General features: G+C 65.9%; 14 protein-coding genes. 8 read left to right on the top strand and 6 right to left on the bottom strand.

What is annotated here, in order from left to right:
- Nucleotides 1-87: 87 nt before the first annotated feature.
- Nucleotides 88-1434, bottom strand: a complete 1347-nt coding sequence (locus tag DEBA_RS03125; RefSeq protein WP_013257454.1) for a (Fe-S)-binding protein — start codon at nt 1432-1434, stop codon at nt 88-90.
- A 436-nt stretch (nt 1435-1870) separates the two neighbouring features.
- Here DEBA_RS03125 and DEBA_RS03120 point away from each other — a divergent pair, with 436 nt between their 5' ends.
- On the top strand, nt 1871-3319 hold the full coding sequence (locus tag DEBA_RS03120) for a 4-hydroxyphenylacetate 3-hydroxylase family protein (protein WP_013257453.1): 1449 nt from the start codon (nt 1871-1873) through the stop codon (nt 3317-3319).
- A 57-nt stretch (nt 3320-3376) separates the two neighbouring features.
- Here DEBA_RS03120 and DEBA_RS03115 read toward each other — a convergent pair whose 3' ends face one another.
- From DEBA_RS03115 to DEBA_RS03095, 5 genes are all read right to left on the bottom strand, one after another.
- Entirely contained in the window at nt 3377-4951 is a 1575-nt protein-coding gene (locus DEBA_RS03115; RefSeq protein WP_013257452.1) for a sigma-54-dependent Fis family transcriptional regulator, read from the bottom strand.
- Nucleotides 4952-5156: 205 nt separating this feature from the next.
- Entirely contained in the window at nt 5157-8276 is a 3120-nt protein-coding gene (locus DEBA_RS03110) for an efflux RND transporter permease subunit (protein ID WP_013257451.1), read from the bottom strand.
- Between the two features lie 3 nt (nt 8277-8279).
- Nucleotides 8280-9416, bottom strand: a complete 1137-nt coding sequence (locus DEBA_RS03105) for an efflux RND transporter periplasmic adaptor subunit (RefSeq protein WP_013257450.1) — start codon at nt 9414-9416, stop codon at nt 8280-8282.
- Nucleotides 9417-9460: 44 nt separating this feature from the next.
- A complete protein-coding gene (locus DEBA_RS16750) occupies nt 9461-10051 on the bottom strand; it encodes a TetR/AcrR family transcriptional regulator (protein WP_013257449.1) in 591 nt (196 codons plus the stop codon).
- Nucleotides 10052-10272: 221 nt separating this feature from the next.
- Complete coding sequence (locus DEBA_RS03095) at nt 10273-11553, bottom strand: double-cubane-cluster-containing anaerobic reductase (RefSeq protein WP_013257448.1); 1281 nt, start codon at nt 11551-11553, stop codon at nt 10273-10275.
- A 245-nt stretch (nt 11554-11798) separates the two neighbouring features.
- On the opposite strand from DEBA_RS03095, the gene DEBA_RS03090 reads away from it, so the two are divergent.
- The 7 genes from DEBA_RS03090 (at nt 11799) to DEBA_RS03060 (ending at nt 20344) form a co-directional block, all read left to right on the top strand.
- Nucleotides 11799-14234 (top strand): hypothetical protein, encoded by a 2436-nt coding sequence (locus DEBA_RS03090; RefSeq protein WP_013257447.1) that lies wholly within the window; start codon nt 11799-11801, stop codon nt 14232-14234.
- A complete protein-coding gene (locus DEBA_RS03085) occupies nt 14206-15249 on the top strand; it encodes a phosphatidylserine decarboxylase (protein WP_013257446.1) in 1044 nt (347 codons plus the stop codon). Before DEBA_RS03090 ends, DEBA_RS03085 begins: the two co-directional genes overlap by 29 nt.
- Nucleotides 15246-16292 carry a prolipoprotein diacylglyceryl transferase family protein gene (locus tag DEBA_RS03080; protein WP_013257445.1) on the top strand — a complete coding sequence of 349 codons (1047 nt, stop codon included), beginning with the start codon at nt 15246-15248 and terminating at the stop codon, nt 16290-16292. Before DEBA_RS03085 ends, DEBA_RS03080 begins: the two co-directional genes overlap by 4 nt.
- Nucleotides 16293-16527: 235 nt before the next feature.
- Nucleotides 16528-17511 carry an NAD-dependent epimerase/dehydratase family protein gene (locus DEBA_RS03075; protein ID WP_013257444.1) on the top strand — a complete coding sequence of 328 codons (984 nt, stop codon included), beginning with the start codon at nt 16528-16530 and terminating at the stop codon, nt 17509-17511.
- A gap of 127 nt (nt 17512-17638) precedes the next feature.
- Nucleotides 17639-18823, top strand: coding sequence for a glycosyltransferase (locus DEBA_RS03070; RefSeq protein ID WP_013257443.1), 1185 nt, complete (start codon nt 17639-17641; stop codon nt 18821-18823).
- Nucleotides 18823-19377 (top strand): metal-dependent hydrolase, encoded by a 555-nt coding sequence (locus DEBA_RS03065; protein WP_013257442.1) that lies wholly within the window; start codon nt 18823-18825, stop codon nt 19375-19377. Before DEBA_RS03070 ends, DEBA_RS03065 begins: the two co-directional genes overlap by 1 nt.
- 1 nt (nt 19378) lies before the next feature.
- The gene (locus DEBA_RS03060; RefSeq protein WP_013257441.1) at nt 19379-20344 is read left to right on the top strand and encodes a glycosyltransferase family 2 protein; all 966 of its coding nucleotides are present in this window, start codon (nt 19379-19381) and stop codon (nt 20342-20344) included.
- Nucleotides 20345-20346 lie beyond the last annotated feature (2 nt).

The raw sequence follows: 20346 nt of genomic DNA, 5'->3' as shown, positions 1-20346 counted from the left end.
TTATCGGTCGCCGCGCGCGGGCGACCGCCTGAAAAAAGCGGGGAGCCCCGTGGGGGGCCCCCGCCGTCGGCGATCGATCCGAGGATGCTACTCCTCGGGAGGGGTCCAGTCGTCGTCTTCGTCTTCGATCTCGATGCCAAGGCGCTCCCACTGGGCGGCGGCCTCGGCCATGTTGGCGGCGATCTCTTCCTCGGTGTAGGGGTCGATGACCAGGGCGTCGGCCACCACTTCCCAGATGTACTTCACCTCGTATTTGTAGTCGGTGTAGAACTTGGGCAGGCGCTTCATGATCTGGTCGTGGCAGTTGGAGCAGCCCACCACCACCACGTTGGCCCCGGAGTTTTTGATCTGCTCGTACTTCTTGCGGCCGTGCCAGGCGCTCTCGGCCTCGTAGGGCATGGGCCACATGCCGCCGCCGGCGCCGCAGCAGTAGTTGTTCATGCGGCTGGGCTCCATGTCGACAAACTCGTCGACGCACTGCTGGATGACCCAACGGGGCTCCTCGAAGTAGCCGTGGCCAAAGTGGCGCTCCAGCTCGCGGCCGTGCTTGCAGCTGTCATGCCAGGTGAAGACCTTGCCGGCGTGGACGCTCTTGTCGAGCTTGATGCGGCCCTGCTCGATGATCTCCTTGAGATACTCGAACAGATAGATGCTGTTGATCTTGTTCTCGGGGCTCTCCAGCGCGCAGTTTTTCATGCCCACGCGGCAACCGTAGGAGCCGCCGCCGCAGTCGGGCATGATCATCCGCTGGATGTTGAATTGCTTCATCATGTCGATCTTGCGCTGGGCGAAGAGCTTGGTGGCCTCGTAGTTGCCGGTGAACAGGCCCCAATCCACGGCCTCCCAGTTCTCGCTGGGGATGGTCCACTTTTCGCGGGCGGCATAGAAGATCTTCCACCACCAGATCATGTCTTCGTAGTCGCTGAAGACTTCCTTGGAGTTGGGGAAGAAGAGGATCGAGGCGTCCTGGCGATCGACGGGCACGAAGAAACCGGGCAGTTCGTCGGCGGCCAGTTCCTTGCCCATGTCGGCCATGTTGAAGAGATAGTCTTCCTTGGGGATGGCCATGTTGTTGCCGGTGTCGATGTTGTTCTGGCAACCCTTGTGGATGATGCCCGGCACCTGGTCACGGGCGCGCAGATGCTTCATGTAGCCCATGATGTAGGGGATGTCGATGTCCATCGGGCAGGCCGCCGCGCAACGGCCGCAGCCGGTGCACAGCCAGGGAAACTTGCTGTCGACGACATCCTGGACCATGCCGTAGACCAACATGCGCAAAACCTTGCGCGTGTCCCAGCCCTCCATGCCCGGCGTGCCGGTGATGGGGCAGCCGCCGCTACAGGTGCCGCAGGTCAAACAGTAATTAAGGTTGAAGGCCTTCAGGCGGTCGGCAACCTCGGGGGGCAATTTGGTCAGCTTGGCTACGTCGGCCATGGAGACCTCCTTCAAAATGGGCGCGGGTGAATAACGTGTTTCACGAAAGCGCCCGCCGCGGCGGATGCCTTCGTCGATTTGTAGTGTTTTCGATGTCTTGCCTGACATGGTGCGCCAGCGGCGCGGACCGGGCGCATTAATGTCTTTTTTCACTATTTTCTATATGCCCCTGGCGTCCGGCAATCAAATAGCTAATTGCGATAGGTGTTTGATCATCAATAGGTATTTTCGATAAAATATCGATTTGATAGGGAAAATTTCCCATGGATCAGCCATGCTAAATCCGCCGCGCGCCGCCCAGGAAAACTCTGGCCCAACCATGCCATTTCATGGAATAATGCCAACATATCACTTCTGATCCGCCGCGCCGCGCGCGGGCCGCCACCCCGGCCCACGCGACCGCTGGCGGGCAGCACAAAAAAAACGAGAGGCTTTTATGGCGTTAAAAACCGGTGACGAATATATCCAGTCACTCAAGGAGCTCGACCTCAAGGCCCACGTCATGGGCCAAGCGGCCGGCGGGCTGACCAGCCACGCCCTGGTCGAGCCGTCCATGCGCGCGGTGGCCCAGACCTACGACTGCGCCCACGATCCCCAAAGCAAAGACCTCTTCCGCGTCATTTCGCCGCTATGCAACGAAGAAGTCAACCGTTTCACCCACTTGCACCAAAGCGCCCAGGATTTGGTCAACAAAGTGCGCATGCAGCGTCACTGCGGCAACCTCACCGGCTGCTGTTTCCAGCGCTGCGTGGGCATGGACGCGGCCAACGCGGTCTATTCGAGCACCTTCGACATCGACGCGGCCACGGGCTCCGCTTATCACCAGCGCTTCAAGGAATATTGGGCCTGGGTGCAAAAGAACGACCTGGTCGTCGACGGGGCCATGACCGATCCCAAGGGCGACCGCGGCAAGCGGCCCAAGGATCAGACCGACCCGGACATGTACCTGCGCATCAAGGAGCGCCGCCAGGACGGCGTGATCATCAGCGGGGCCAAACTGCACCAGACGGGCATGCTCAACTCCCACGAGATCCTCATCATGCCCACCATCAGCCTGCGACCCGGCGAGGAGCCCTGGGCCGTCTGCTGCGCCGTGCCCACCACCGCCCCCGGCGTGCGCTACATCTATGGCCGCCAGACCAGCGACACCCGCAAGCTCGAATCCTGCCGCCTGGACGTGGGCAATCCCAAGTTCGGCGGCCAAGAGGTGCTCACCGTCTTCGAGGACGTGCTGGTGCCCTGGGAGCGGGTGTTCATGGCCGGCGAGACGGCCTTTTCGGGCACGCTGGTGGAGCGCTTCGCCTCTTACCATCGCCAGAGCTACGGCGGCTGCAAGGTCGGCGTGGGTGATCTGCTCATCGGCGCGGCGGCCCTGGCCGCCCAGATGAACGGCGTGGCCGCGGCCAGCCACATCCGCGAAAAGCTCGTCGAGATGATCCACCTCAACGAGACGCTCTATTCCTGCGGCCTGGCCTGCTCGGCCATGGGCCAGCCCACGGCCTCGGGCAATTATCTGGTGGACATGCTGCTGGCCAACGTCTGCAAGCTAAACGTCACCCGTTTCCCCTACGAGCTGGCCCGCCTGGCCACCGACATCGGCGGCGGCCTGCTGGGCACCATGCCCGCGGCGGCCGACCTGGAAGACCCGGTGGCCGGCCCCTACATCCGCAAGTACCTCAAGGCCGCCGACGGCGTGGCCGTCGAGGACCGCTTCAAGGTGCTGCGCTTCATCGAAAACCTGGTGGCCGGCGCGGGTTCGGTGGCCTACCTCATCGAGTCCATGCACGGGGCCGGGCCGCCCACGGCCCAACGCATCATGATCGGCCGCCAGGGCGACCTGGAGGGCAAGATGCAAAAGGTCAAGTCGTTGCTGGACCTGGCCTGAGCCAAAATCACGCCCGATAATCGCGCCGCCGGTTCGTCACGGGCCGGCGGCGTTTTTTCATGATTTGCCCAGGAGCTGGGACCGCCGCTGCTTGACCAGCTTGTCGATGCCGAATTTTTTGACCCGATGGCCCATCTGGCGCAGGGTGATGCCCAGTTCGGCCGCCGCCCGCGACTGCACCCAACGGTTGCGCTCCAGGGCCTGAAGGAGCTGGTCTTTTTCCATCTCCCACAGCTTGGGCCGGCCGCTGGCGGCAATGGCCAGAGCCGGCGATGGGGCCTGGGGCGGCGGGCTGGCCGCCGAGTGCAAAAACAACGGCAGGGTCTCCATGGTGATGCGGCCGTTTTCGCTCATGATGGCCAGGCGCTCCATGATGTTTTGCATCTCGCGCACGTTGCCGGGCCAGGGATAATCCAACAGCACGCGGCGGGCGGCCGGCTCGACGCTGAGGCTCTGGCCGTAGTTGGCCGAGTTGCGGTCGAGAAAATGGCTGAGCAGGATCTCGATGTCCTGGGGCCGCTGGCGCAGGGGCGGGATATGGATGGGAAAGACGTTGAGCCGATAGTAGAGGTCGGCCCGGAACGAGCCGGCGTCGACCATGGCCGGCAGCTCGCGGTTGGTGGCGGCGACGATGCGCGCGTCGACCTTGATGGTGCGGCTGGAGCCCAGGCGCTCGAACTCCTTGTCTTGCAGAAAACGCAGCAGCTTGGCCTGCAACTCCAGGGGCATTTCGGCGATCTCGTCCAAAAAGACCGTGCCGCCGTCGGCCTCCTCGAAACGGCCGGCCCTGGCGGCGTGGGCCCCGGTGAACGAGCCTTTCTCGTGGCCGAACAGCTCCGATTCCAGCAGGTTGCCCGGCAGCGCCGCGCAGTTGACCTTGATGAAGGGCCCCTCGGCGCGCAGGCTCAGTTCGTGGATGATGCGCGCCACCAATGTCTTGCCCGTGCCCGATTCGCCCAGCAACAGCACCGAGGCCATCGACGGGGCCACCCGGCTGATCATCTGCTGCACGCGCTTCATGGCCTCGCTGCGGCCGATGATGAAAAAATCGTTGTAGGTGGCCGAAACCTCGCGTTTTAGCTGAATATTCTGGCGACGCAGCGTGCGCTCGCGGGCCTCGACCTCCTGGTTGAGGTGCACGAACTGGCCGATGATCTGGGCCACGATGCTCAGGAAACGGATGTCCTCCTCGGCCGAAACGTCGGCGTCGAAGAGGCGGTCGACGGTCAGCACGCCGATGACCTGGCCGCGCAGCACCACCGGCACGCCCACGAAGGCGAGCTTTTCCTTATCAAGCCGGCGCGACTGGGTCTTGTTGAGAAACTTGGGCTCTAGGCTGACGTCGGGCGACCAGAAGGGCTGGCCGCTACGGCCGATCTCGCCGGTGACGCCCTCGCCCATCTGGTAGACGCCGCGGCCGCGCTCCTCGGCCGACAGCCCGTGGGAGGCGCGGATCTGCAACCGCCCGCCGGCCTTGTCCAGCAGGGTCACCGTGGCCCGTTTCATGGCCAGCTTTTCGGAAAGCACCGAAAGCACCATTTCCAGGGCCCGTTGCAGGTCGAGCGCCTTGCCCAGGATGCTGGATATTTCGTGGAGCACCTGGAGCTCGGCTTCTATGAGGCGACTGTCCATGCCGATTATCGCAGCAAGAACCGTGCCTTGGCCAGAGGCCTCTTTGGCGGGCAAAATGGCGTGTAAACATACTTGCGCGTGACTTCGCCCGTAAAAACCGACATTGGCGTATGATCGCGCGGGCCGAGGCCGCGCCCGTCGGCCACGAAAAACCGCCGCCCCGGCGGCAAGGCCCGGGCGGCGGCAAGGTTTGACGTGGCCGGAATCAGGCGGCCGGCTGGTCGCCGCCGACGGGCGCTTGCTGGCCGCGGCGCTTGGCCATGATCCGCGCCTGGAAGCGCTTGAGCGGCGGCCAGTTGACCATCTGGTCCATATAGGAATAGATGACCGGCACCACCAAAAGCGTCAGCACCGTCGAGGAGAGCATGCCGCCGGCGATGGCCACGGCCATGGGCTGGCGGCTTTCGGCGCCCTCGCCCAGGCCCAGGGCCACCGGGATCACGCCGCCGATGGTCGAGACGGCCGTCATCAGAATCGGCCGCATACGGGTGGCCCCGGCCTCGATCAGCGCCTCGTGGACGCCCATGCCGGCCTGGCGCATCTGGTTGGCGTAGTCGATGAGCAGCACGCCGTTTTTGGTGGCCAGGCCCACCAGCAGCACCAGGCCGATCATCGAAAACAGGTTGAAGGTGTTGCCCAAAAGCAAAAGCAGGCCAAAGGCCCCGATGAACGAAAGCGGCAGGCCCACCATGATCGAAAAGGGCTGGACAAAGCTTTCGAACTGGGCGGCCAGAACCATGTAGGTCAGCAAAATGGCCAACATGAAGGCAAAGGCGATATAGCCCACCGTCTCGTCGAAGCTCTCGGCCCGGCCGGCGAATTTGCTGTTGTAGCCCTCGGGCAGGATCTCCTGGCCGATGGCCCTGACCTCGGGCAGGGCGTCGCCCAGCAGCTTGCCGTTAAGGTTGGCGTAGACGGTGGCCGAGCGGCTGCGGTCGAGGCGGTTGATCACGCTGGGGCCCACGCCGGTTTGCAGGGTGATGAAGCCGCTGATGTCGTGGAGCTTGCCGTCGGCGGCGCGCACGTAGATGCGTTGCACGTCCTGGGGCAGCAGGCGCTGGCGCTCGGTCAGGCGCACGCGCACGTCGTAGCGCTTGCCGCCCTCCTTGTAGTCGGCGATCTTGACGCCGCCCAGCAGAGAGGCCACGGCGGTGGCGATGTCGCTGACGCTCACGCCCAGGTCGGCGGCGCGTTCGCGGTCGATGAGCACGCGCACCTCGGGCTTGCCGATCTCCAGGTCGCGGGTGATGCCCACGTAGCCGGGGGTGTTTTCCAGGCGGTCCATGATCTGGCGCGAGAAGCGGTCGAGCTCCGCGATGTCCGGGCCCTGGATGACGAACTGAATCTCCTCGTTGCGGGCCATGCCGCCAAAGATGCCGATGGGCGAGACGCTGGCCCGCACGTCGGGCAGCTCTTCGGTGAGCTTGCGCACCTGGCCCTGCACCTGGGCCTGGGTCAGGGGGCGTTCTTTCTTGCCCACCAATTCGACGATGGCGATGGCCTTGTTGGCGCCGTTCCAGCCGGCCACCGAGAAGAAGTGGTCCACCGCCGGCAGGACGATCAGCTCTTTTTCCAGGCGGCGCAGCAACTCGTCGGTCTTGCTGGTGGAGTAGGAAAGCGGCGTCTCCAGGCGCACCATGAAGCGCGACTGATCGTCCTCGGTGACGAACTCCTTGCCCAGCAGGCTGAACAAGAACCCGCCCACCAGCAGGGCGACCACGCCCAGGGCCACCATGCTCAGCCGGTGGCGCAGGCCCCAGGCCAGCATGGGCCGATAGGTTCTGGAGAGCCAGTTCATCATGTCGTTGAACACGCCAAACAGCCGCGAACGGCTCTCCGAGACGGTCAGGAAACGGGCCGAGAGCATGGGCACCACGGTCAGGGCCACCAGCGTCGAGGCCACCACGGCAAAGGCCAGCGTCACGGCGAACTCGTAGAAAAACTTGCCCACCATGCCGCCCATGAAGGCCACCGGCAAAAACACGCCCGACAAGGCCAGGGTCGTGGCCACCACGGCGAAGGAGATCTCGTGGGAGCCCTCGTAGGCCGCCTGAAAGGGCCCCTTGCCCAGCTCGGCGCGGTGGCGAAAGATGTTTTCGACCATGACGATGGCGTCGTCGATGACCAAGCCCACGGCCGTGACCAAGGCCAGCATGGTCATGTTGTTCATGGTGAAGCCCAGCCAGTACATGCAGGCGTAGGTGGCGATGATCGAGGTGGGAATGGCCAGGGCGCTGATGATGGTGGTGCGGGTGTTCTGCAAAAACACGAAGATGACCAGCGCCGCGATGACGCCGCCCAGAAAGAGCTGCTCGCGCACTTCGGCGATGGAGTCCTCGATGAACTTGGTCGAGTCGGAGGCGATGTGGATCTTGACGCCCTCGGGCACCATGGCCCGGATCTGGGGCAGCATGGCCCGCACGTTCTGGGCGATCTCCACCTGATTGGCGCCCGAGCGGGGCGAGATGCCCAGGCCCACGGTCTTTTCCGCGCCGTCCTTGGTGGTGAAGCGGGCCACGGCGCTGGTTTCCTCGCGGGCCGAGACGGCCCGGCCCAGCTCGCGCAGGCGCACGGGATGGCCGTCGCGCCAGGTCACGATCAAATCGTTGAAGGCCTCGGGGCTGGCGAACTCGCCCATGATGCGGATCAGAAACTCGTCGTCCTTGGACTCGATCTTGCCGCCGGGCAGCTCCACGTGCTGACTTTTCACCGCCCGCGAAACCTCGTCGACGCCCACGCCATAGGCCGCCAGTTTCTGGCGATTGAGCAGCAAGTGCACTTCCTTGGCCCGCGCGCCGCCCACGCGCACCTCGCCCACGCCCATGATGCGCTGCAACATCGGCCGCAGTTGCTCGTCGGCCAGCTTGGTCAGGTTCTCGATGGCCTGCTGGCCGGTGACCGCCAGCCAGATGATGGGCTGGGCGTTGATGTCGAGCTTGTTGATGACGGGCGTTTCGATGTCGTCGGGCAGGTCGTAGAGCTTGGCCGAGACCTTGTCGCGCACCTCCTGGGCGGCCACGTCGACGTCCTTGCCCAGCTCGAACTCGACGGTGATGGTGCTTTTGCCCTGCATGCTCTGGGAGGTGATGTGCTTGATGCCGCTGACGCCGGCGATGGCGTCCTCGAGCTTGTCGGTGATCTGGTTGTCGATCTCCTCGGGCATGGCGTTTTCCCAGACCGTGGTCACGGTGACCATGGGAAAATCCACGTCCGGGTAGAGGGCCACGCCCAGCCGGCTGATGCCGATCAGGCCAAAGACCACCAGCGCCGCGATGATCATCGTGGCCGCCACCGGCCGCCGGATGGAAAAATTGGGCAGGAACATGGGTCAGGCCCCCTGTTTGGCTTGCCCGGCGGGCGAGGTTTTCTCTTGGCCTTGGTTCTTGATCACCACCGGCGCGCCGTCGCGGGCGGCGAACTTGCCCTCGACGATCAACTCGTCCCCCGGTTTGATGGCCCCGTCCAGCACCTCGGCCCAGTCGTGGGTCACCTGGCCCAGGTTCAGCACGACCTTTTTGGCCTTGCCGTTTTCGACCACATAGGCGTAGGAGCCCTCCTCGGTGACGATCACCGCCGTCCAGGGGATGGTCACGGCCTGGGGCCGCACGTCGGCCACCAGGCGCACGTTGGCGAACATGCCCGGGTTCAGGCGACCGTCACGGTTGCCCACGCGGGCCTTGACCTGGAAAGACCGCGTGGCCGGATCGACGATGGGCGCGATGAAAAAAATCTCGCCATCAAAGAGCCGATCGCCCTCGGCGGCCACCTGCACGTGGACCTTGTGGCCCAGGGCCAGCTTGGGCTTGTAGCGCTCGGGCACGTTGAAGCCGACCTCCAGAGGGTCCAGGCCAACGACGGTGACGACCTTGTCGCCGGTCTTGAGATAATCGCCCACGGCGATGGTGCGCGCGCCGACCACGCCGTCAAAGGGCGCGCTGATGACGGTGTCGGCCAGCATCTCGCGCTGGCGGGCCAGATCGGCCTTGGCCTGGGTGATGGCCAGTTCGGTCTGGTGGAAGTCGGACTCCAGGCTGTCGAACTGGTGCTGGGCGATGGCCGAGCGCTTGAGCAACTGGCGGTTGCGCTCCAGGGTCTTTTGCTGGAAGGCCAGCTTGACGCCCAGTTGCTTGATGCCGGCCTGTAGATTGTCGATGGCCGCCAGGATCTTGGCGTCATCCAGGCGCACCAGCACGTCGCCTTTCTTGACCCTGGCCCCTTCCTGGAAGGACAAATGCACCACGCTGGAGTCCACCCGCGCGCGCATGGTCGAACGCATGGCCGAATCCAGCGTGCCCACCTGCCGCAGGATGTCCTCCACCTGGCGGGCCGTGGCCGGCTGGGTGATCACCGGCACGCCCCGGGCCTTGACCTCGGCCTTTTGCTCCTCACCGCCGCAGCCGGCCAGAAACGCCGCCGTCAACGCCACGAAAATCAGCCAGATCATCTTTTTGCCGATCATGCTCATCGAAAAAAGTCTTTCTCCACGGCGACGGGATAAAACGCCGGCCCTCAGGCCCGGGCGGCAAGGGCGCGCCGGCAGAACTGGCAGAGTTCGTCCGACATTTCGGTGATGGAAAATTTTTCCAGGGCCATCATGCTGGTCAGGCCCTTGAGCCGCCCGCGCAGGATCCGGGCGATGGCCGCCGGGTCGCAGGGCCGGATGGAGCCGTCGATCTGGCCTTTTTCGATGGCCGCCACGATCAAGGCCTCCAACTGGGCGATGCGCGAAAGCACGTGGGCCCGCTGGGGCGAGTCGTCGTCCTTGAAGCTGGGCGGCACGTCGCGGATCAACAGCGAGATTTCGTTCCAGCGCTCCTCGACATGGCGCAGGTGGCCGCGCAAATAGCACTCGATGGCCTCCAGACCCGTGGCGGCCTCGGCGATGGATTGGCCGATCACCGCCACGTAGCCGTCGAACATGTCGTCGATCAGGCTGAGCAGGATGCCCTCTTTGGTCTGAAAATGATAAAAGATCGTGCCCTCGGACACGCCGGCCAGCTTGGCCACCTCGGCGGTGGAGGCGCCCTGAAAGCCCTTGGCCGCGAACAGCTCGATGGCCGCCGCCCTGATCGCCTGCTTGCGTGAAATCGGTTTGCTCATCGTTGAAGCTTCATTTTTCTGGCGCGAAAAACAGGACCTTGCCGGCGCCGGAGAAGCGCTAGCCGCCGAACGACCGACGGCTGAGTGCTTACTCAAATAATATTTTTCCGGCCGTCGGCTGTCAAGTGGTCACTCAAAAAAGCCGGGCGGCCCAAGCGAGGCCCGCCGCCACGGACCCGCTTGGGCCGCCCAGCCGGAATCCCGGCGCGCGGCTCGGCCGCTTATTTCTCCAGCATCTCCAGGAACGCCTCGACCCTGGTCTGCAACTGGCCGGCGTCTTCCTGGCTGTAGTCGGTCTCCAGGCGCAACGCCGGCAGGCCCTGGGCCTTGAGCGCCTGCTCGACGGGCAGGGCCTCCATCTGGTAGGGCTGACAGAATTGCAGGCAATAGTGGATCACGCCCTGGGCCTTGTAGGCGGCGGCCATCTGTTCGACGTGGGCCAGGCGCTGGGGGTTGGGCGTGAAGATGGCGCAGTCCACCTGGAAGTAACGATCGACCAGGGCCTCCAGCAGCTCGTCGACGCTCTGGCCCGAATCATCGACCAGGTTGCGCGCCCCGCGCTCGCCCACGCAAGACTCCTCGCCCACGATCACCGCGCCGGCCTGCTCGATGATCCACGGCAGCTTCCAGTTGGGCACGGCCATGGGGCAGCCCGAGAGCAACACCCGTGGCGCGCCCTTTTCCATGGCCCCCTGGCCGTCCGCCACCCGCGCCTCCAACTCGTCGCAAAGGGCGTTGACGCTGCCCGTGAAGCGGATCGGGTCGTCGTAAAAGGCCACCTGGTTGATCAACAGAGCGTCCAGGCCCGAGATCGGCGCGGGATCGGCGGCGCGCAGGGCGTTGAGGCGGGCCAGGGCCTTGCGCTTGTCGTTGACGATGCGCATGCCCTCCCTCAACTTGGCCGCGTCGATCGTCACGCCGGTCAAGTCCTCGACGGCCTTCAGAAAACGCGCGAACTCGGCCTTCAGCAGAGCCCGGCCCTGGTCGCTCTTGACCTGGGGCAGGTCCATGACGTAAAGGTTGGGGACCATCTTGCCCATGGTCTCGTAGGCCTTTTTCTTGCCGTCGCAGGTGTTTTCGCCCACGATCATGTCGGCGGCCTCGATGAACGGACAGATCTTGCCCAGCTTGAAGCCAAAGGCGCTCTTGATCAGCGCGCAGGTGTTGCGCGGCAGGAGTTTGTCCACCTCCTCGGCGGCGAAATCGGCCCCCGTGCACAGGCCCACCAGCGTGGCCCCCGTGGCCCGCACGACTTCCTCGGGCACAAACACGCAAAACGAGCCAATGACCTTCTTGCCCGCGGCCTGGGCCTCCACCAACTCCTTGACCCGCAGACCGTGCACCTCGCTCATCACGAAGTTGAAATAATCCATGCCCGCCGGCCGGTTTGGCTGGCCCAGGAAAACCTGCTGATAACCGCCGCCCAGCACCTGCAAAAGCTGCTCGTGGGCCGCCAGGTCCAGGCCCAGTTCTTGCCACATCGCGTCATACGGAGAAGCCATCAGATACTCCTATACTAGTGATAGATAATCCCATGGCATTCTAGACGGCGGCGGCGGTGATGAAAAATAGTTAAGAAAGATGCATGCGGCCCTTGGCCATCGGCGGAGGCGATAGCGCCAGCGGTGGAGTTTGTCACGAATTGTCCACCGGTTGTTAACCTGGCCGTCGCTCATGGCCGCGCCGGCCTTGCTAAAGTGGTTCAATCGGCGACCTTGACGGGCCGCCCGCAAACCACGAGGCGTTCATGAAGACGATTTCCCTGCGCGGCTGGGCCAACGGCCGCAAAGACCCGCCGGCCAAAGCCTTGGCCGCCATTGGCGTCGACGCATCCACCCCCGAACGACTGGCCGCCACCACGCCCTTCGCCGCCGGCGACGCCACCTGCGGCTGTGAAAACGAACTGCAAGCGGTGGTCAGCGGCGCGCGCCAGGACGTGGATCTGCCCCGCACGATCGAGCAGTCCAACTATTTCCGCAACATCGTCAAGCGCCGCGACCGGGGTGAACTGCCCAAGAAAGTCGTCACCGACCTGGAAAAATGGCTCTCCGACAACCCTGACGGCGTCTGGGAAAACTCGTGGGTGCGCCTGCCCCTGGCCGCCCTGAGCCCCCTGGCCCGCCAAGTGCTGGAGGCCGACCTGGCCGCCGACAAGGCCGACCCCGCCGCCGGCCGGCGCGGCGACGCCCACCGCTTTTTCGCCAGGGATGGCGAAGAGGAAATGCTGCGCGTGCCGGTCAGCTATCTGCTCAAGCTGGCCCTGGCCGACGCCGTGGGCCGCCAAGCCGAGTTGCCCGAGGTTCTGCGCCAGGCCGGCCTGGGCCTGTGCGAGCACTTTCTCAGCGACAACACCTCGCCCGAGACATATTCGTTCTACGTCTCGACGCTCACGCCCGGGGAGGGCATGGGCCGGGCCGTGGCCCGCGAGACGGCGTTGCGCTTTTTGCTCACCCACCTGCTGACCATCCACGCCCAGGGGCCCATGGGCCTGGGCCAGCGCGGCCAGCGGGTGACGGTCTATTTCGCGCCCCACCCGCCCGTGCGCCAAAAGCGGCTCAACGAGTGCATCACCGACGCCTTCTACCGCGAGCTGTTCATGAACCCCTGCCTGTCGGGCTGGGATCGCGGCGAGGACAAGCATCGCTACATGCACCTGTGCCACGAGGTGCTCAGCCGGGCTCAGCTCAACGCCGTGGCCCGCCTGCGCGAGGCCGGCGTGATCACCAACAATCTGGTCGTCCTGCCCAACGCCTCCAACATCAGCCTGGCCAACAACGGCGTCCACGTCACCCTGGGCAGCAAGCGCCTGAGCGCGGCCCTGGCCGGCGGCGGCGCCTTCGGCGCGGCCCAGGAAAAATATCTGGGCGATCTGGCCACCAAGTTTATCGAGCATTTTCTGCCGCTGTTCGTGGGCGTGCACAGCGCCGCGCCCTACCGGCTGGGTTTCGCCGATTTTCACCCCGAGCGGGTGCTGGGCTTTCTGCCCTACGAGTTGGACTACACCCACCTGCGCATGATCTGGCGGCGCTGGCGCAAAAAGGCCTCGCTCAAGGCGCGGCCCTTTGGCCTGCGCCTGACGCCCTTTGGCCCGCCGTGGCTGGACCGGGCCCTGGCCGCCGTCTTTGGCCTGCGCGGCGATCTGGCCCCGGATTTTCGCCTGCTGGATTATCTGGCCGCGGTGATGAGCACCCACAGCAGCCCGGCCCTGGACGGCAGTCTGGGCAACCTGGAGCGCCTCAAGGCGGACCTGGCCCAGATGGGCGTTTTCGACCAGCGCATGCCGCCCTATCTGCTGCATCGTCAGCGCCAGTTCGCGGTGATGGGCTTTTCGGGATTCGAGGGACGGCACTACAGCCTTTTCCCCAGCCTGGATGGCGACTTGGCCCCGGCCGTCGGCCTGCAATGCCTGCTGACGGCCCTGGCCTTCAAGTTCATCGCCGGCGGCCTGCTCGATCACGCCCACATCCCCGACGACCCCCAGACCGAAAGCGAGCGCCGGCAGGTATTTTTCGGCGCGGCCATCGGCCTGCCCACATTCTTCGTGCGCGCCGACAGCGGCAACCTGCTGCTGAAGATGATCCAGGAAGACGTGCGCGACGTGCGGCCCAGCCGGCGCTATCCGGGCTATCTGCGCGTGCGCCACGCCCAATACCGCCAGGCCTTGCTGCGCCTGATCCGCCGCGAGGGCGCGGCCTTGATCGAATCCATGGGCCTGGAGGACGTCCTCGACGACCTGGCCCGCCGCCTGGAAGACCCGCGCCACACCGCCGCCGGCCGCCTTGTCCGGGGCGCGTTGGCCCAGATCGGGGCCAGCGACCCCCTGGCCGTGGAGCCGCGCCAGTTCAACGCCGCCGCCGAGGAATACTATCGCGGCGGCCTGCGCCTGCGCCATCTGCGAGAGGCCATGGATCACCTGGAGGGCGTCCTGGCCCCCGAACGCCTGAGCGTCGCCAGCCAAGACCCGCGCTGGGCCGGGGCCCTGGGCCACGCCTGCGCCGGCCGCGACCCCAGGGCCATCGTGGCCGCCCTGCGGCCCAGGCTGCTGGCCGACGAACTGCCCCCGGCCGAGGCCCTGCGCCTGATCAACCTGCTTGTCTTGTGCCTGGGCCTGGAGCGGACGCGCCAAGCCCGACACGCCAACCCGGAGGACGCCCATGTCCCGGACGCCGCATCAATACATTGAACGCCACAGCGGCCGCGTTTGCGAGGAAAGACTTTTCGCCGACCGCCTGATCGGCTGCGTCTACAACGGCCTGCGCGAAAAATCCCAACGCGCCTTCAAGGCCTTGACCAGCGCCCGGGCCTCGGAGGCGCTGGGCTACCTGAACTACGACACCGTGCTGGGCTCGCGCCTGAAATCGGGCCCGGCCATGCTGCGGGCCCTGGGCGTCGACCCGGCCGAGTGCCTCGACGACCCCAAGGGCCTCGACACCGCCCGCAAGGTCTTCGAGCGGCGCATCCGCTATTGGCGCTGCCGGCCCATGCCCGAAGACCCGGCGGCCATCGTCTCGCCCTCGGACGCGCGCATCCTGCTGGGCTCGCTCCAGCGCGAGAGCATGCTTTTTCTCAAGGATAAATTTTTCGACTTTCGCGAGCTGCTGGGCGAGGGCAAGACCCGCTGGCTACGGGCCTTCGCCGATGGCGACTGGGCGGTGCTGCGCCTGACGCCCGACAAATATCACTACAACCACACCCCCGTGGCCGGCCGGGTCATCGACTGCTATGGCCTGGAGGGCGACCATCATTCGTGCAACCCCCGGGCGGTGGTGCGCATGGTCACGCCCTTTTCCAAAAACCGCCGCCTGATCAGCGTCATCGACACCGATCAGCCCGGCGGCACGGGTTGCGGGCTGGTGGCCATGGTCGAGGTGGTGGCCCTGATGGTCGGCGATATCGTCGATTGCTACAGCGCCCGGCGCTATGACGATCCCCAGCCGCTCACGCCGGGGCTGTTCGTGGAAAAGGGCGCGCCCAAAAGCTTGTTCCGGCCGGGCAGCTCCACGGTGGTGCTGCTGTTCCAGGCCGGGCGGGCCCGTTTCGCCGCCGACCTGCTGGCGGCCCAACGCCGCCTCGACGTGTCCAGCCGTTTCAGCCTGGGTTTTGGCGCGCCGCTGGCCGAGGTGGACGTGGCCGTGCGTTCGGCCATCGCCACGGCCATCGCCCCCAATGGGGCCGGCAAATTCGGAGAAAATCGATGAACGAGCTTCTGTTCGTGTTGGGCCTGGCCGCGCTCTGTGGCGGGCTGTTGTTTTGGGCTTGCCGGCATCTGCCCGGCGAGCGCTGGCAGTTTCTGGCCTCGGTGCCCCTGGCCAAGGAGCCGGGCGGGGCCTGGCGCGGGCTCAACATCACCTATTACGGCTTTTTTTCGGCCACGGCCTACGCCACGGCGGCGGCGCTTCTGGTGTTGATGCTGCGGGCGGCCGGGGTCAGCGACCTGGGCGTGGCGGCGTTTGTTTTGCCGCTGTTGTCGGCGTGCGCGCCGGCCTCGCGGCTGGTGGCCCGCTGGGTCGAGCACAAGCCGGCCACCTTCACGGTGGGCGGGGCCTCGTTCGTGGGGCTGATCATCGCGCCGTGGCTGTGCCTGCTGGCGGCCTACTGCCTGCCCGGCGGCGCGGGCCTCAACGTGACCACGGCCCTGGCCGCGCTGCTGACGGCCTACGCCGTGGGCGAGGGCCTGGGCCGGCTGGCATGCATCAGTTTCGGCTGCTGCTACGGCAAGCCCCTGGACCAATGCCCGGCCTGGGCCCAAAGGATCATGGCCGGCCGGGGTTTCGTGTTTCACGGCCACACCAAAAAGATCGCCTACGAAAGCGGCTGGGAAGACCGGCCGGTCTTTCCGATCCAGGCGGTGACCTCCATCGTGTTGACCGGCTGCGGGCTGATCTGCCTGTACATGTTTTTGCTGGGCCTGCATCAATACGTGGTGTGGCTGGCGGTGACGGTCTCTGGGCTGTGGCGTTTTTTCTCGGAGACGCTGCGTAGCGACTATCGCGGCGAGGGCAGAATCAGCGCCTATCAATGGATGGCCCTGGCCACCATCCCCTACGGCCTGGCCATGCCCTTGATCTTCGGCCCCGGCGCGGCCGCGCCGCCGTCGCTGGCCGTGGGCCTGGCGGCGCTGTGGCGGCCGGGGATGCTGCTGGCCCTGCAAGGGCTGTGGCTGGGGGCCATGCTCTACATGGGCCGCAGCCGCACCACCGCCTCGACGCTGTGCTTCCACGTGGTGCAAAGCGAGCTTTGATTCCGCCACCCGCCCGCGCGGCCCGACCGTGGGGCGCGCGGACGGCCCAACGCCCCTTGCCAAAATCGTTGCAAACCAGTAGGATGTAGCCTTTGGACGGGCTGTTTCGCCGGCGTGGCCGGCGGCCGTGGGCCCGGCTCGTCCGGCGAAACGATCGCGCCAAGGCCGCGCCCGGCGGCCTCGACCATATGGCGGCGCGGGCCGGCGGCGGCCCGTGGCCGGGGGAGTGCTCGGCATGAAGATTCTGGTAACCGGCGGCACCGGCTTCACCGGGGCGGCCCTGGTGGAGCGCCTGCTGGGGCTGGGCCATCAGGTGGTGGCCCTGGACAACAAAGAAGGCCTCAAGCCCCAGGCCCTGCGCGACATGGGCGCCGAGGTGGTCATCGGCTCGGTGACCGACGAGCCCCTGGTGCGCCGCTGCATGCGCGGGGTGGAGGTGGTCCATCACCTGGCCGCCGCCTTCCGCGAGATGGACGTGCCGCGCAACTATTACGATCAGGTCAACGAAGGCGGCGCGCGCCTGGTGGCCCAGGCCGCCCAGGACGAAGGCGTGCGCAAGTTCATCTATTGCAGCACCTGCGGCGTGCACGGCAACGTCGAGCGCCCGCCGGCCGACGAAAACGCGCCCATCAACGCCGCCGACTATTATCAGCAGACCAAATACAACGGCGAGGTGGCCCTGCGGCCCTTCATCGACGCGGGCATGAAGGCGACGATCCTGCGGCCGGCGGCCATCTACGGCCCCGGCGACCCCGAGCGCTTCTGGATGATCTACAGCCGGGTGCAAAAGGGCGTTTTCCCCATGTTCGGCTCGGGCAAGACCCTCTATCACCCGCTTTACATCGACAACCTCATCGACGCCTTTTTGCTGGCCCAAGAAGAAGACAAGGGCCTGGGCCAGGCCTACCTGATCGCCGACGAGCAATACTACCCCATCGAGGAGCTGGTGACCCGCGTGGCCAAGGCCATGGGCAAGCCCGTGCGCATTCCGCATTTTCCGGTCTGGCCGGTGGTGGCGGCGGGCCACGTCTGCGAAAAGCTCTGCAAGCCCTTTGGCGTGGCCCCGCCGATCTTCCCCCGCCGCGTGGACTGGTATCGCCAAAACCGCGCCTTTGACATCGGCAAAGCCAAGCGCGAGCTGGGCTACCAGCCCAAGGTCGGCATCGACGAGGGCCTGCGCAAAACCTACGAATGGTACGTGCGCGAGGGCTACCTGTAAAAACGGGCCGCCGCCGCGCCTGATTTGAAATTTTTCGTTGTAAAGCCCATGGTTGGCTGGCCCGGGCCGGCTCCCCGCGCCAACGGCCGCCAGCCGATCGCGCCAACCCCTCGGGCCGGAGACCGTCATGAAGATCTTGGGCATAGCCCCCACGCCGTTTTTCGCCGACCGCGGCTGCCACATGCGCATCCTGGGCGAGATCCAGGCCCTGCAACGGCGCGGCCACGAGGTGCTGCTTTTGACCTATCACCTGGGCCGCGACATCGAGGGCGTGCCCACCCGGCGCACCAAAAACGTCGGCTGGTATGACAAGCTCGAAGCCGGCCCGGCCATGGGCAAGTTTTATCTGGACTGGCTGCTGCTGCGCGAAACCATCAAGGCCATCGGCGCCTTCCGGCCCGACGTCATCCACGGCCACCTGCACGAGGGGGCCTTCATCGGCCTGCTGGCCCGCAAGCTCACCGGCCGCAAGCTGCCGGTGGTCTTCGACGTCCAGGGCAGCCTGACCCGCGAGCTGGACTCCTACGGCTGGCTGAACAAAATGCCCCTGGTGCGGCCGCTGTTCTGGGCGGTGGAGAAATGGATCACCCGGGGCAGCGAACAGTGCGTGGGCTCCAATGTCGACGTGGGCGAGTTTCTGCGCTCGACCATGGGCCTGCCCGACAGCCGCGTGCACACCATCATCGACGGCGTGCACATGGGCTTTTTCGACGGGGCCAAGGGCCGCGACCTGCGCGCCGAACTGGGCATCGCCCCCCAGCGGCCCATCGTGCTCTACACCGGGGCGCTGTTGGCCAGCAAGGGCACGGATAATTATTTCAACGCCATCCCCGAGGTGTTGGCCGGCGCGCCCGAGGCCTTTTTCCTGGTGGTGGGCTACCCCGTCGAGCACAGCCAGGCCCTGGTCCAGCGCCTGGGCGTGGCCGAACACGTCAAGTTCATGGGCCAGGTGGACTACTTCGAGCTGCCCGACTACCTGGCCATCGGCGACGTGGCCGTCGACCCCAAGGAAGACGTGGCCGGCGAGGCCAGCGGCAAGATCATCAATTACATGGGCGGCGGCCTGCCCGTGGCCTGCTTTGACAACGCCAACAACCGGGCCTTTTTGGGCGACACCGGCTCGCTGGCCACGGAAAAGACGCCCAGCGGCCTGGCCAAGGCCATCCTGGCCCTGCTCGCCGATCCGGCGGCCTGCAAGGCCAAGGGCCAGGCGGCCCGCCAGCGGGTGGCCGAGCTGTTTACGTGGGAGGCCGGCGGCCGGCGCTACGAAGAGGTCTTCCAGGCGGCCCTGGCCCAGATGGGCGGGCGCTGATGGCCACGCCCCTGGGTCACGCCCTGGCCGGCGTCGCGCTGGGCTCGCTGGCCACCGGCCGCCACGACCTGATCGGCCCCCGCGCCGATCTGGCTTTGTTCGCGGCGCTGGCCGTCCTGCCCGACCTCGACTTCATCCCCGGCCTGCTCAGCGGCGACATGGCCGCCTGGCACCACGGGGCCAGCCATTCGTTGGGCGCGGCGCTTTTGTGCGCCCTGGCCATGGCCCTGATCGGCCGACGGCGCGGCGGCGCGGCGATCTGGTGGGCCTGGGCCGGGTTCATGGTCTGGGCCAGCCATGTGCTGGTCGACTACCTGACCCTGGACACCCTGCCGCCCCACGGCGTGCCCTTGTTCTGGCCCTTCAGCGCGGAGTATTTCCGCACCGACAACTGGGTTTTTCTCGACGTCAAACGCGGCCTGAGCATGGCGGTGTTTTGGCACGACATCAAGGCGGCCGTCTGGGAGACGCTGATCCTGGCGCCCCTGGCCGCCTGGGGGGCGTGGTTCCGGCTGCGGCGCGCGGCCATTGCCCAAATGGAGACGGAGGCCTGAGGTGGACCTTTCGGTGGTGATCCCCGTTTACAACGAAGCCGACAACGTCGAGCCCCTGCACGCCGAGGTGCACGCCGTGCTCGAAAAAACCGGCCTGGACTACGAAGTCGTTTTCGTCGACGACGGCTCCAAGGACGAAACCCTGGCCATTTTGGAGCGCCTGGCCAGCCAGCAGCCGCGCACGGTGGTCATCGCCTTCCGGCGCAACTTCGGCCAGACCGCGGCCATGAGCGCCGGCTTTGACCACGCCCTGGGCCAGGTGGTGGTGACCATGGACGGCGACCGCCAAAACGATCCCGCCGACATCCCCAAGCTGCTGGCCAAGCTCGACGAGGGCTACGACATCGCCGCCGGCTGGCGTTACGACCGCCAGGACGCCTACCTCAACCGCAAGCTGCCCTCCAAGCTGGCCAACGGCCTGATCAGCCGCATCACCGGCGTGGAGTTGCACGACTATGGCTGCACGCTCAAGGCCTTCCGCCAGGAGGTCGTGCGCGGCATCCGGCTCTATGGCGAGATGCACCGTTTCATCCCGGCCATCGCCTCGCACATGGGCGTGCGCATCGTCGAGGTGCCGGTCAACCACCGACCGCGCATCGCCGGCAAGACCAAATACGGCATCGGCCGCACGCCCAGGGTGCTGTTGGATCTGATCACGGTCAAGTTCCTGCTGTCCTACTCCACCCGGCCGATCCAGATCTTCGGCCGCTGGGGGCTGATCTCGGGGGCGCTGGGCTTTTTGCTGGGGCTGTACTACACCATCCTGAAGCTGTTTTTCAGCGAGCCCATGTGGGGCAAGCCCGGCGTGATCCTGGCCGTTTTGCTGATGCTGGTGGGCGTGCAGCTCATTTCGCTGGGCCTGCTGGGCGAGTTGCAGGTGCGCACCTACTACGAGACCCAGGCCAAGCCCATCTACAACGTGCTGCGCGTCATCGGCCGGCCAGCGCCGACCGACGGCCAGGGCTAGGC

The sequence above is a fragment of the Desulfarculus baarsii DSM 2075 genome (assembly GCF_000143965.1).
Lineage (GTDB): Bacteria > Desulfobacterota > Desulfarculia > Desulfarculales > Desulfarculaceae > Desulfarculus > Desulfarculus baarsii.
The sequence above is the reverse complement of the archived record's forward strand: the minus strand, read 5'-3'. Positions and strand labels throughout refer to the sequence as shown.

Excerpts from the sequence above, each read along its gene's own strand:
- DEBA_RS03125 (WP_013257454.1), bottom strand. The coding sequence starts at position 1,434 with ATGGCCGACGTAGCCAAGCTGACCAAATTGCCCCCCGAGGTTGCCGAC.
- DEBA_RS03120 (WP_013257453.1), top strand. The coding sequence starts at position 1,871 with ATGGCGTTAAAAACCGGTGACGAATATATCCAGTCACTCAAGGAGCTC.
- DEBA_RS03115 (WP_013257452.1), bottom strand. The coding sequence starts at position 4,951 with ATGGACAGTCGCCTCATAGAAGCCGAGCTCCAGGTGCTCCACGAAATA.
- DEBA_RS03110 (WP_013257451.1), bottom strand. The coding sequence starts at position 8,276 with ATGTTCCTGCCCAATTTTTCCATCCGGCGGCCGGTGGCGGCCACGATG.
- DEBA_RS03105 (WP_013257450.1), bottom strand. The coding sequence starts at position 9,416 with ATGAGCATGATCGGCAAAAAGATGATCTGGCTGATTTTCGTGGCGTTG.
- DEBA_RS16750 (WP_013257449.1), bottom strand. The coding sequence starts at position 10,051 with ATGAGCAAACCGATTTCACGCAAGCAGGCGATCAGGGCGGCGGCCATC.
- DEBA_RS03095 (WP_013257448.1), bottom strand. The coding sequence starts at position 11,553 with ATGGCTTCTCCGTATGACGCGATGTGGCAAGAACTGGGCCTGGACCTG.
- DEBA_RS03090 (WP_013257447.1), top strand. The coding sequence starts at position 11,799 with ATGAAGACGATTTCCCTGCGCGGCTGGGCCAACGGCCGCAAAGACCCG.
- DEBA_RS03085 (WP_013257446.1), top strand. The coding sequence starts at position 14,206 with ATGTCCCGGACGCCGCATCAATACATTGAACGCCACAGCGGCCGCGTT.
- DEBA_RS03080 (WP_013257445.1), top strand. The coding sequence starts at position 15,246 with ATGAACGAGCTTCTGTTCGTGTTGGGCCTGGCCGCGCTCTGTGGCGGG.
- DEBA_RS03075 (WP_013257444.1), top strand. The coding sequence starts at position 16,528 with ATGAAGATTCTGGTAACCGGCGGCACCGGCTTCACCGGGGCGGCCCTG.
- DEBA_RS03070 (WP_013257443.1), top strand. The coding sequence starts at position 17,639 with ATGAAGATCTTGGGCATAGCCCCCACGCCGTTTTTCGCCGACCGCGGC.
- DEBA_RS03065 (WP_013257442.1), top strand. The coding sequence starts at position 18,823 with ATGGCCACGCCCCTGGGTCACGCCCTGGCCGGCGTCGCGCTGGGCTCG.